The following is a 12,571-nucleotide window of genomic DNA, read 5'->3' as shown; positions in this document are numbered from 1 at the left end:
TCAAAAACGGGGGTCAGTCCCTTTTTATGTGTGATAATGTTATTTATTTTTGATGCAAAGGTTAGAGAACAAATAAGGGATTTTTGTATATACTTAATATCAATTAGTAGAGAAAGTGCCCTTTTTATTGACTAAAGGGAAATTTCATTTTATGTAATTTATACAGTAAGGGAATTAGGTGTGGAAGTAACTTCTCCCCAACTGATACATATAATAATAGTGCCTCCTGGAAGAATAAACAGTCATTTTCGTGAAGAGTTACTTTTATAGAGGAAGAGAAATAAGGATTCACGCTGTATAGCGTCTATTTTTTTATTTGAACAGAAGGTTATACATAGGCATTTGTCAACGATAGTCGAAAATTTAAGGAGTTAACAGACTAGTTTCAACCCAACTGACGAGGGATCCCTCTCAAAATTCCAGGGGATTGGGAGAGTTTCTGAAAAAATTCAATGGTCTTCCGTTGGTCGTCGTTTGGGGGCGAAACCCCAAGGTTTTTATTCGTAAGCGTGAATACAGTATAGTCGTATAAACATTGTAGACTGTATCTTTACTCAAAAGAGAAAAACTAACTTGAAGAGAGGCTAGTTTTTCTCATTACATAACTTTATTTATTCGTTGTCCTGTTTGTCCTGCTTTATTTCCATACTAGTAGCTATTTTACTAATAATTTCTGTTAAACGGTCTATTTTTTTTTCAAAGCGTAGCAAAAGATAAAAAGTAACAATAATAGGAAATCCAAAATTTCCAAAAAGGTTAATCCATTGTTCTATTTTGATTACCCCCTTTTAGGCACCTTTATTTTATATAATATGCAGGCCGAATAGAAGGGTTTGGACGTGTTTCAATACAGAAAAATTCTTTGGAATTAATTATTCCAAAGGATTACATTTCGATAATTTTCATTACGTGAACTAAACATATACAGTATATAGGTATAAAGATAGAAAAGACTATTTCATGTTTAAATGGCGAAGAAATTAAGAGTTAGTCTTTTCTATGCTAATACGCTTATTCTATCTATATAGAATAAGCATATTTTGAGATCCCACGACTTCCTCCGTAGTTTATCCATCAATATATGTAATGTTATTCAGTTTATGTTAAATAAGGTTATAAATATTATACAACTTTAAAATGGAAAAAGAACTCTATAACAAATAAAGGATTTGTGCATATACTTAATATCAAATATAGGTTACTCGAATATGAACCTTCCTCTTTTTATTATATTTAAAAAAGTTCGGTGCTTTTTAGGTACCGAACCTTTTTTTATACTTGTAAATAACATTATGGTGCGACAAGAAGTCGCTCTTATATACTTTTATATAGTGTGACTCACGCTACTAGTTTAGACGTAAAGACTATCCCCATTTAAAACTACGTGTCTGGTAACGGACTCGTGGGTTGTATGCGGAAACAGAGAGTCCGTGCAAGGCTCGAAGCACTGTCAGGGGAAGATGAGAAAGCGAATGCCGTTATCTCGAAAGGGAACAAGAAGGCAGGAAAGTGTATAACCGGACGGATACTACCATCCATATGGACAAACCAAAGAGACCGCACTTCTCGTTGGTCTCCCATAGATACATAGGGTTGTGCTTATCCTCTGACGAAGGAAGTGTACTGTTATGTATACCTCCATTTGGAACGTCGGTGTACGCGTTACTTACCTTTATGATGTGTGACGAAGATACGACAGTAAATGGATCTTGCAATCGGGGGGGCTGATCCGTATCCGTATGAGTTGAAAGGTCCACGTATGGTTCCTAGGCGAGTCAGGGCCAGGGGTACCCCTCGATTACCCGCCTAAACTAATTGTGAATAGAATATACATTGTCATCATAATCAAAGTTATTTCTGATTTCCTCTTATAAACTTTAAAAGTCGAGGATGGAATTAGAATAAAAAAGCAGGATTAAGCCTGCTCTGATTGTCTTAAGACAACGGGTCTTTAAGATCGTGCTAGTAAACAGTGATATAAATCAATATTTAGCATTAATAATGTTAGTAGTGTTAAAATTTTTGATTTTTAATTAATTAATACAAGAACATGAAATAGTTTTGAATATATTAAAAATATATACGAGGAACTGATTCAGCTTCCTTTCACATATATTTTAAAAATCAAGAAATTTGACCTCCCTCAATTTTCTTGATTTCAAAAAGTCCAGGAAAATCTCCTGGGCTTTTTGTGTGATTTTACGAAGTGTTTAAAAAAGGGCAATGAACTAGGACAAGTTTGTGATAGTGTGCATATAGTAGTGAATGAAAGAGGATTCACCAGTTTTCAACCCTTTCACCTACCTTTCCTTTTTTGATGTCCGGGAATAAGCAAAAACCATACTCTCCAGTCGAGGATATGGTTTTTGCCACAAAATCTTATATAGGGGTAGCATCAGGATTATGCGTTTTTTACAAGGTTAGGGATAAGAACCTTAATGTATCAACGTTTTCTATTGTATCAATAGGGTAAACCCTATTAGAACGGAGTCAATATTATGACCAACATGCTTTCACCATGTCCCGTAGGACTTGTCTCAAAGGTTGTTATCGTTAGAGAATCAGAAACATTTGCTCTTTATAACTGCTTATCGTTGTAAATTTGCAATTTCCTAATTGTACCCCTGTTTCAAATATAAGAAAAGTAATTTTTTTTCACCCCTTAAAAAAGCTCATTGAATTGCACTAATTCAATGAGCTTTTTCTTCTTATAATTTATATTATGGTGCGATGAGAAATCATTTTTATATAGTGTGGCTCACGCCACTAGTTTAGACATAAAAACTATCCCTGTCCAACACTGTATATCTAGTAACGGATTCGTCGATCGCATGCGGAAACAAGGAGTCCATGCACAGCTCGGAACACTGCTAGAGGAAGACGGGAAAGCGAATTCTGTTATACCAAAAGAGAATAAGGAAGCAGGAAACTGTATAACTGGACGGATACTATCGTCCTTACGGACAAATCCATAATAGATAGGCTGACTTCTCATTGGTCTCCCGTAGGAACATAAGGTTATGACTATCTTTTGACGAAAGAAACATACTGTTATGTATACCTCCATTTGGGGCGTCGGCGTACGCTTGACTTGCTGTTATGGCATGGGTATGGAAGCTAATAGTGTAAAGTGTGCTCATGAAAAAGTAGAAAGGAGAATACGAAAGAAACGACAAAAACGAATCGATCGAGAACACCTTAAAGAATAAGAGAACAGCCTTCAGGCTGTTAGATGGCTTTAGCCTATAGGGTGATGTAAGTTGTATTTAAGTATTTCCCACCTTTTATATTTGGTTGGTACATTTGGTTGGGATGAATCAATAAGAGATGTAAGATAAGAAGGAGTAATGTTTGTATGATGTTCTTATATTGTTAGACAGAGAATACGAGTGAGGATACTTGTTCCTTTTGTGTACCTCGAACAGTGCGAACAACCTTTTAGCCAACTAAAGTGGTTTCATACGTACGACTTGTTGGTGTTGCTTCGATTGGTTCGAAAAGAGCGTTCAAATGCATTTAATTCAGACGAAATTGATTAAGAAGGGTGCTGAGGAGGCTCAAATAGACCAGGAAACCATTTCCTTTTCCGAAGAGCAGTATTTGTATTCCAGGAAGTATGCGGTGTTCTAAAGGGAATTCTAATTGATGGAATGGGGGACAAATCCTATAGGACATAATGGGGCATGATTTATTTGCAATGTTGACTTTACTCCAATAGAGTTACCTTATCGATGAAATAGAAAACGTTGATATATTGAGATTCCTATCCTTAGTATTGTAAAAACGTATAATCTTGCCCCCATAGGGGATATACAGTTAGGACAGGGGACTTTAAAAAAGGTTATAGACTAGAACATAGTTTCTATGATATGCATAAAGTAATGGATGGTAGGGAATATATTATATTTCTAAACTCATCTATCTCCCTTTTCTATCGTTCGAAAATATTCAGATTCATGTTCCTTAGTTAAGGACATGTCCTCTGTTCCTTCTTGTCTGCTCTTTTGTATTAAAAAGGGATTACCAAATATCTTTACCATAGTGTTATTTACTCTACGATCTATGACAAGAACCTTGTCACTACCCCTGAAGGTGAATAACTATTTTTTAAATAGGCTGCATTTGTTGACGGAAGAATATGACTCTTTACCACCGGAAGAAGGAACTTTATGGTCATCTTACATAAAATGAATTTATATTAATATTTTTCTATGGGGGTTATATGATGTCGAGACTAAAAAGATTTGATGGTTATGTACAAAATAGGGATGTGCAAAAATGGGTAGATACACAAGCTGATATTAGTAAGAGTATAAATAATTTAGTTTCCCATATGATAAAAATTTTTGGTTACAGAGATATTATGGACTATGATGTGCAGGAGGCTTTATTCCGTAAAGCTTTTAATAGTTCACATATAGAAAAAGGAAATGGAAACCCTGATTCTGATCATGACCTTGATCATGCTTCTAGAAGGGAACTTAATACATTGATAATTGGAAAGGCGGAATCGGGAAAAACCACAATATTAAGGAAGTTGATTCATGAGGGAAAAGATGATTTCAAAATTATTATTTCAAATCGGGATGAATGTAAAATAGAATTGGAAAGTTTAGAATCAGAAGGTTATACAATTGCCATAGAGGGAACCCATTTGCAGGACCCCGATATCCCTTTTTCAGAAAAAGTTAGAATAGCAAGTAATATTTCTATTGAGAAGAACAAGATTCTTTATATTGGTACAAATATTCTTAAGGATGGATTTGATCCTCAGCTATTTCGGGAATTCTTTGATCAAGTAATTATGAAAAATGAGGATACAAAAAAAGTGGAAAAAGTGAGAGTCTATTTGGATGACTTAGATATCCTCCTCCATAGCGCTATACCCATTAATATGATTGCAGATAAGGATAAATATAATTGTATTGTTTATGGAACATTACAATCAGTAAAAGATCTTAATCCAGATTTACTTACAGGATATAAAATTATCAAATCAGAAAAAAATGGATGATTTCCCTAAGGAAATGACTAGACTTTCTCAAAGTAAAAACCCCCAATCAACATGGTCAAACAGTTGCATCTGTTGTTGAATGTAGAAAGGAGGGTAGGTATCTAAAAGACGCCTTCCTCTTTTTATTACTGATAATATAAAATCATATAAATTAAAAATGTATAGCCTATATAGAGACTGAAAGGGGAAAAATTACTTTCTCGATGTGGGGGAATATCATAAATTAACCAATATATGATATTCCCCCACAATATATAACTTTCGACAATCGGATCTCCTTAACATTATTTCGGAAGATATTCACGTCAGTTATTTACATATTTTGAGTATATTAATTAAATAATCCAGTCCTCGATTAGATAGTGTGAATAAGTATATATAGTAATCATTATCTAAGAGAAGGGAGTTTTTTATACTATGGGTAAACGTAATGATGATTGCAAGAAGCACGATCATGGACCTATGTTCGATTTACTAAAAACACTAAATCCTGGTACAGATATTGAGGATGTTTTTATTAATGGTAAAGAGGAAGATGTAGATGCTTTTGCATCCTTTGACCCTCAGACAGGTCTTGTTACTTTTTCAAAATGCAATGGTGAAATTCTAGTTGTGGATTTTCGTAGAATTGATGCTCTTGAATTCAACTAATGGGAATGATAAAGAGGAAAAGCCTAGTGTATGCGCTTAGCTTTTCGTTGAATTTAAGTCAATATTTTAAACACAAATAAGTTAAATTGTAATGGGGATGTGTAGGGTATGTCGCTTGACTGAAGAGGTAACCCACCCTTTCATAAGGCACATAGTCTACCATGCTCATTTATAAGGATACATATCCCTTTTTATTCATTTTAGTGAAATATGCGAGGACTTAATTACATTGTGCCCATGAAACTATACTAACTTCATGTTATTAAATAGATTTTATCTATATCAACAATAAGTAAGTCGAAGTCTTTGAGAAGAAAAGTTGATATACTGTTAAGTAAGTTATAATTAATAAATTGTTCGGTATCGACATTATTCCCAGAAATATTAATTTTTTAACTTTTTTCCCTAGAGGTAAATTATACATTAAGCAACTCATGGGACTCTTTAAATTTTTAAGCCTTAGACTTACCTCCATTTGTTCTATGGAAGGTATCTTTACTACCTGGATCATACGGAACTTGTTTCCTTACAAATTTAATTAGAAAACCAAAATAAATATAATCCATACACATTAAATTATCCTTCTTCATGCCGATCACGCACCTTTTTTAAGGGTAATAGTATTAGTATATCCAGGTTTGAGGGATTACTCGCAAATTCTCTAGAGTCCTTCTTGCACCAGAATCATAGATTGTTGCCTTTGAATTGTGAATTTTTAAAAATATTACAATTGTTTAAATCGTAATCCGAAAAGGTCCTAGGGAAATACCCTAGGACCTTCCTGACTCCAGTTTCGTATTCAATTAGTTCTAATAATCTACTTACAAGACTAACTTTCCCCACAATTATAATATATGCAAAATACTTTTGTTTTCTACTGAATCTTTAATAAAAACATACATGATCTTCCACGAACCTTCTTATTTATCCTATTTCCTATAATTACTATATTATTCTCTATACCTCCTTTAGTCTACCGTTTTTTGTATAATGAGCCATGTTTATTTTTTATGCTAATTACTATTGAGGGATTCTCAAATTTATAAATATATTTTTCCCATATCGAGTAGGCATTGGTAATAACTCTATAAATATTAGGGGGTATTCCTCTTGGTATAGGTGTACCTATGTTATTGAATTAATCATCTCTAAGGGGATTACTATTATTCTATTCCTCCTTGTTTTCTAATAAATACAAAAATCCATATTTGCCTTAGAGAGTTTGTCTATTCCTCTATGTATCCTCTTGAATATAGTATCCTGTAGGATTTCAAATGAAGGGAGGCGGAAAGATGAGTAACGATAATAATCTCAAAAACTATAGCCATCCAAAAGCAAATGTAGGGTCTGAAAATGAGTTAGATAATGAAAATAAATTTAAAAATGAAAATCATAACATAAATATCGTCAAACTCACGGATAGTGGAAACTCCAATGTGGATTTTAACATCGATGTTAATTCTGACTCAACTGCAAGAGTTCGCTCACGTGCCGAATCTGACCAAGATCTAAATCAAAATCAAGATATGGAAGTTGAAGCGGAACTAGAAGATTAATATAGGATAGGTGGTTTCCCTATCCTATATTAGTTACATCTTCCTTATTAAAGTGGGGATATGAAATGGATCATTTAAATAGTAGTTATCTTTTAGCAAATACGAAAAATAACTATCCAATTGATAATTTATTAAATCAATCACAAATTAACCGTAGTGGAAATTCAGATGTGGATGTTACAGTGGGAGTTGAAATTGACACAACACCTATTGCATTTGCAATGCTTTATTCCTTATTGGCTTCTAAACAAATGTCAACTGAGGAATTTGAATTAGCTATTCAAAGATTGAAATCATTGAATAATGGGCGACAACCATTCCACTACGGGAGGGGTATAAATAATATTGATAAAGCTAGATTTTTTTATCCAAGGGATAGAATGAGATAAGTAAATAACTAGTAAACTAGTTATTTACTTATCTTTCATATGTTACATATTATATATCCCTCCTCCTTGATATTTTAATCAATTTATATTAATTCCATGTACTTGGTTTCGCTACAAGTATTACATTTGTTTGGAAGAGGTATATAGATTCCTAGTAGAATTTGTCCCTATGCAGTAGACAGCTATTTCACATAGTTGGTAGATGAATGTCATTTGATTTTGGAAAAACTTTTCCTGTAAAACAAGTTACTCTTTTTCCCCCATACATCGCCTCTATTCTAGAAATAATGAATATAGCTGTGTGAAATCATTTAAACCCTAACATCGAATGAACCTGCTTTTTAATAAACCAGTGATTCTGTTCTACGATATTATTGAGATATTTAACTTGTCTTATCTAGACGCCTATCGGCATCCTTTTTTCTCCCTCCAGTTCTTGAATAGCTATGGGATAGGCTGGATTTTTACCCACCGTTATGATACACAGTGTAGAAATATGAAAAAAAGTCAAAACCTTCTTAAAAAGGCGTTTGGTTGCCTACCTATCCCTTACTTTACTTAGATAAAAATCAATTGTATTTCCTCCATCATTTCCAGCAATTCACGAAAACTTAGGTTGTGCCGTAGGTACCATCTAAAGATTAATAAAGTAACATCAGGATAATAGTGCCTCTACTTAAATAAATTATCCTTTTCCATACTGATTAATAAACCCTTTTGAGGGTAGTGATATCAGTATGTCCAAGATTTACAGATTAGTTACAAGTGTTTTAAAGTTTTTGCACCGGCCTCCTTTCTATTGCTGATAATGTAGAATGATGTGAATTAAAAATTAGCCTATACGGGAGACTGAAAGGGGAAAAATTACTTTCTCGATGTGAGGGTAGAATCTAGTAATTTCATCACCAAGTAATCAATACATGATATTTTTCCACAATATATAACTTTCGACAATCGGATTTCTTTAACATTATTTCGAAGGATATTCATACTAGTTATTTACATATTTTAAGCATATTAATTAAATCATCCAGTCCTCGATTAGATAGTTTGAATAAGTATATATAGTAACCATTATCTAAGAGAAGGGAGTTTTTTATACTATGGGTAAATGTAATGATGATTGCAAGAAGCACGATCATGGACCTATGTTCGATTTACTAAAAACACTAAATCCTGGTACAGATATTGAGGATGTTTTTATTAATGGTAAAGAGGAAGGTGTAGATGCTTTTGCATCCTTTAATCCTCAAACAGGTCTTGTTACTTTTTCAAAACGCAATGGTGAAATTCTAGTTGTGGATTTTCGTAGAATTGATGCTCTTGAATTCAACTAATGAGAATGATAAAGAGGAAGAGCCTAGTGTATGCGCTTAGCCTTTCGTTGAATTTAAGTCAATATTTTAAACACAAATAAGTTAAATTGTAATGGGGATGTGTAGGGTATGTCGCTTGACTGAAGAGGTAATCCACCCTTTCATAACGCGCATAGTCTACCATGCTCATTCATAAGGATACGTATCCCTTTTATTCATTTTAGTGAAATATGCAAGGACTTAACTAAGATGCGTTCATGAGACATAATCCACTATGTTTTTAAGAAAGAAATTGAGTTAAATTGTTATTGAATAGATTTTATCTGTATCAACAATAAATAAGTCGAAATCTTTGAGAAGAAAAGTTGATACATTGTTAAGTAAGTTATAATTAATGAATCGTTCGGTATCCACATTATTCCCAGAAATATTAATTTTTTTGACTTTTTTCCCTGGAGGTAAATTATACATTAAGTAACTCATGGGACTTTTTAAATTTTTAAGTCTTAGACTTACTTCTATTTGTTCCATAGAAGGGAGATAATTTTGCTCTTGAATCAAATTATGTTGTTCATATAACTGTTGTTGTATCTTATCTATTTGGTTTTGGTTAGTGTAATAATAATTTTGGTATTCCTTACCTGTAGGTTGTTTTTGATTAAGCCAGACATTCATAGAATTACTCCTTCATTAAAAACAATATATGAAATATATACCATATACATAAACTACACCAAATGGGTTTGAAAAATGGTCTGAAACATTCAATTATCCTTATTGCTAAAATATTTGGTGTTGGGACAGGACATAACCCCAAGATACATACAATGATATTTATACCTAAACAACGAGAGGAAGAATCATGTGATTATCTAAGAATTCCCCCCTTGAAGATTAAGAAGGTCCGTCCTTAAGTGGAATTAAAAACACATATACACTTATCTATATGTATTTGTTGGGTCGATGTTACACGTTATAATATGACAATAGGTAAGGCTAACCCCCTGTTTAATCCGTTAGTGTTACCCTTTCCTCTGTCTCACATCATACGTGCCACTTTCGTGGTGGTTATTGGGATAAAGGTAGCAACCGTCGTCTTTAGGGTCAAACGTTCAATTATTGAAATTATGGTTCTAGTACATACACTACTCTCCAGAAACATAAAGTGTTAGTTTACTTTAAACTCTTGGCTTATGAAGCTAATCCAAACAGTTTATGGATGAATTCTCTTTGATTTTGAACAGACTTCACCTTATGGTGAACTTGTTTCTTTTTCAGCATATGTATCGCTTCTATGCCATTTAGTATGTAAATGGCTGTATGGAATGATTTCAATCCCAACATAGAACGAACATGCTTCCTGATAAAACGATGATCCTGTTCCACTATATTATTAAGGTATCTAACTTGCCTTAATTGTATGCCTTCAAGCATATGTTTCTCTTCTTTTGACCCTTAGATTGATACGGGATAGGTAAGGTTTTTATCTACGGTTATAACGCGGGGTTTGGACATGTATGAAAGACCCCAGACTTTCTTGAAAAGGTGCTTGTTTGTTTCTCAATTCATTTAGACAAAAATCAATCGTATTCCCTTCTGAATCCACTGTACGATATAAGTACATCTATTTGCCTCTTTTATTGATATAGGTTTCAACGGCTCTCCACGAGTCTTTTAGTGACTTAAGGTGGTGCCCCTTACACCTCCTTCTAATTGAGGTCTATACTGATGAACCTAATGCATAATGGTTGTGTAAGCAATGGATAATCCTCGCTCATCCATCATTTCCACTAAATCATGAAAATTGGGGTTGTACCGTAGGTACCATCCTATCATTAATAAAATAACATCCGGTTGATGATATTCCCATTTAAATAAATTATCCTTCTCCTTCCCACTCTCTATGAAATACTATTTTTATATTTTTCGTAGTTTGCTTGGAGGATAATATATTAGATAAAGCTACCTTAGGTTGTATATAGGTAGAAGGAGATAATCAACTATTACTTGAAAATATTAAGAATATAAAAGAAAAGAAGAAAAAAATGAAGGGATTTCCCGGAGATTATTCTGAAAATAAGTATATAATACGACAAACTTTACCCTTAAAAATCATTTGACACAGTAAAAATTTAACTTGTAATATACCCCATAACCATTTAAAATAGATATCAAATAAATGAACGGACAATAAAAAGAGAGCCAAGACTATAGTGGTGAGGTGGCAGCCTCCCATCTACGGTCAATGTGAACACACCACATCAACACTAATCCGGACTCTCTTGAAAACACATTTTTGTATGTTGCTATTTTACAATGTACAGGGATGTTTTTCAAGAGTAAATTCTCGGTTTTTTCGTCTAATATTAGAAGACGTTGTTGATGTTCACATCGATAACGTCTTTTTCTTGTTCCGAAACCAAAGGAGAGCAACTATTATGGCGAAAAGTAAAATTGATGTAGTTATTGACAAAATTGACAAATCTGAATATGCAACATTTCAATCAATGGAGGAATTACGCGAAGCTGTAAATGTACATGTACATACTATTCAGGATAGTGATCTACGTCCAAGCACGAAACGCAAGTTAATCAGTTTATTAGATTACTTGCGTGACCATTCGCGTGTTTACTTTGGTCTTTCTTTTAGAAGAAGAAGCATTATTGCTGAACATTTTGGAGTCAATAAGGCAGATACAGTAGGTGAATGGCTTAAACGACTTTCTGATATGGGTATAGTACGTATCATACCAACCAAACGGTCACGCGACATGAAACAGACGGTTAATTTAGTGCAAATCTTACCTCCACCACAACCGACAAATGGAAGTAAACAGGTACAAGAAAAAGAGAAAATCGAGCACCTTGAAGACAATACTCTTATTAAGACAAATACTAAAGATCATAATATACGTAAAGAAGATACATACGAGGAAGTTTATCCATCATACATACCTCATCAATTTATTATGCGTGTAAAACCATTGTTTCCTAACGTAAAGAAAGCATATGAGTTATTTGGTAAAGTAAGATTAGCTTATTTAAAGTCAACTGTTGAGAAACCTTTAGAAGAGTTAGAGTCTATTATCCTTACAGCTATTTCTGATGCTGTTTCTGCGCTGAAGTTGCGTCGTATAAAGAAAGGTTATTCTTACGAGGCTTTAAAGGGCTATCTCTATGGAACTGCTCATCGGTTATTCCTAGAAGAGAAACGCCGTGAGAGTGTACGTAAGGATCCAACATTACTTATTAATTTCTTGAACACCAAACCCAAGAAAAGTATATTAGTCAAAAAAATAGAATCGCTCAGTATCCCTTGGTGACTATACTTATTGTATAGTTTTTGAGATTATTAATTTTATAATTTAATATTAGGGTTATATATTTTAGCTGGTTCCGATGTAATTACTCCAAGAAATTGTAGTGAATCCTTAAACCTTAGATATACTGCTAACTGATACTACTAATTTCAAAAGGTGTAACCGGTACAGAAAGGGAAATTTTATTTAAAGGGAAACGTTATTACTTGGATATTATCTTATTTAGGTTTTCATCTAAGATAATCAATATATGAGGCAGCCAAGTACTTTTTCAAAAAACTAGGCTGCTCCATATATTTGTATCCCTTTTGTTATAACCATAGAT

Annotated in this window: 8 protein-coding genes and 2 pseudogenes; 6 read left to right on the top strand and 4 right to left on the bottom strand. The window is 33.4% G+C overall.

The genetic code is table 11. The annotated features are described in order from the left end of the window. Positions 1-611: 611 nt before the first annotated feature. The gene (locus MOC86_RS17735) at positions 612-761 is read right to left on the bottom strand and encodes a YvrJ family protein (RefSeq protein WP_268585333.1); all 150 of its coding nucleotides are present in this window, start codon (positions 759-761) and stop codon (positions 612-614) included. A 3,464-nt stretch (positions 762-4,225) separates the two neighbouring features. Here MOC86_RS17735 and MOC86_RS17730 point away from each other — a divergent pair. From MOC86_RS17730 to MOC86_RS17715, 4 genes are all read left to right on the top strand, one after another. Continuing rightward, positions 4,226-5,014, top strand: coding sequence for a hypothetical protein (locus tag MOC86_RS17730; protein WP_268585330.1), 789 nt, complete (start codon positions 4,226-4,228; stop codon positions 5,012-5,014). A 417-nt stretch (positions 5,015-5,431) separates the two neighbouring features. Beyond that, positions 5,432-5,665: a hypothetical protein gene (locus MOC86_RS17725; RefSeq protein WP_268585329.1), complete on the top strand. Its 234-nt coding sequence runs from the start codon at positions 5,432-5,434 to the stop codon at positions 5,663-5,665. A 1,292-nt stretch (positions 5,666-6,957) separates the two neighbouring features. Beyond that, positions 6,958-7,221, top strand: coding sequence for a hypothetical protein (locus MOC86_RS17720; RefSeq protein ID WP_268585328.1), 264 nt, complete (start codon positions 6,958-6,960; stop codon positions 7,219-7,221). Positions 7,222-7,286: 65 nt separating this feature from the next. Next, positions 7,287-7,610: a hypothetical protein gene (locus MOC86_RS17715; protein ID WP_268585327.1), complete on the top strand. Its 324-nt coding sequence runs from the start codon at positions 7,287-7,289 to the stop codon at positions 7,608-7,610. A gap of 120 nt (positions 7,611-7,730) precedes the next feature. On the opposite strand, the pseudogene MOC86_RS17710 reads toward MOC86_RS17715, so the two are convergent. Beyond that, a pseudogene (locus MOC86_RS17710) lies at positions 7,731-8,252 on the bottom strand (DDE-type integrase/transposase/recombinase). A gap of 461 nt (positions 8,253-8,713) precedes the next feature. Between MOC86_RS17710 and MOC86_RS17705 the strand changes: the two are divergent. Beyond that, the gene (locus tag MOC86_RS17705) at positions 8,714-8,947 is read left to right on the top strand and encodes a hypothetical protein (RefSeq protein ID WP_268585326.1); all 234 of its coding nucleotides are present in this window, start codon (positions 8,714-8,716) and stop codon (positions 8,945-8,947) included. Between the two features lie 276 nt (positions 8,948-9,223). Here the strand turns inward: MOC86_RS17705 and MOC86_RS17700 are convergent, their stop codons facing one another. Together MOC86_RS17700 and MOC86_RS17695 are read right to left on the bottom strand one after the other, a co-directional pair. Further along, positions 9,224-9,601 (bottom strand): hypothetical protein, encoded by a 378-nt coding sequence (locus tag MOC86_RS17700; RefSeq protein WP_268585324.1) that lies wholly within the window; start codon positions 9,599-9,601, stop codon positions 9,224-9,226. Between the two features lie 516 nt (positions 9,602-10,117). Beyond that, a pseudogene (locus tag MOC86_RS17695) lies at positions 10,118-10,762 on the bottom strand (IS6 family transposase). A gap of 602 nt (positions 10,763-11,364) precedes the next feature. On the opposite strand from MOC86_RS17695, the gene MOC86_RS17690 reads away from it, so the two are divergent. Then, on the top strand, positions 11,365-12,249 hold the full coding sequence (locus tag MOC86_RS17690; RefSeq protein ID WP_268585323.1) for a hypothetical protein: 885 nt from the start codon (positions 11,365-11,367) through the stop codon (positions 12,247-12,249). Positions 12,250-12,571: the final 322 nt, after the last annotated feature.

It is taken from the genome of Priestia endophytica (assembly GCF_026790145.1).
Taxonomy (GTDB): Bacteria; Bacillota; Bacilli; order Bacillales; family Bacillaceae_H; genus Bacillus_I; species Bacillus_I endophytica_A.
Note: the sequence above shows the minus strand (reverse complement) of the source record. Positions and strands in the feature narration are given on the sequence as shown.

Excerpts from the sequence above, each read along its gene's own strand:
- MOC86_RS17730 (WP_268585330.1), top strand. The coding sequence starts at position 4,226 with ATGTCGAGACTAAAAAGATTTGATGGTTATGTACAAAATAGGGATGTG.
- MOC86_RS17725 (WP_268585329.1), top strand. The coding sequence starts at position 5,432 with ATGGGTAAACGTAATGATGATTGCAAGAAGCACGATCATGGACCTATG.
- MOC86_RS17720 (WP_268585328.1), top strand. The coding sequence starts at position 6,958 with ATGAGTAACGATAATAATCTCAAAAACTATAGCCATCCAAAAGCAAAT.
- MOC86_RS17715 (WP_268585327.1), top strand. The coding sequence starts at position 7,287 with ATGGATCATTTAAATAGTAGTTATCTTTTAGCAAATACGAAAAATAAC.
- MOC86_RS17705 (WP_268585326.1), top strand. The coding sequence starts at position 8,714 with ATGGGTAAATGTAATGATGATTGCAAGAAGCACGATCATGGACCTATG.
- MOC86_RS17700 (WP_268585324.1), bottom strand. The coding sequence starts at position 9,601 with ATGAATGTCTGGCTTAATCAAAAACAACCTACAGGTAAGGAATACCAA.
- MOC86_RS17690 (WP_268585323.1), top strand. The coding sequence starts at position 11,365 with ATGGCGAAAAGTAAAATTGATGTAGTTATTGACAAAATTGACAAATCT.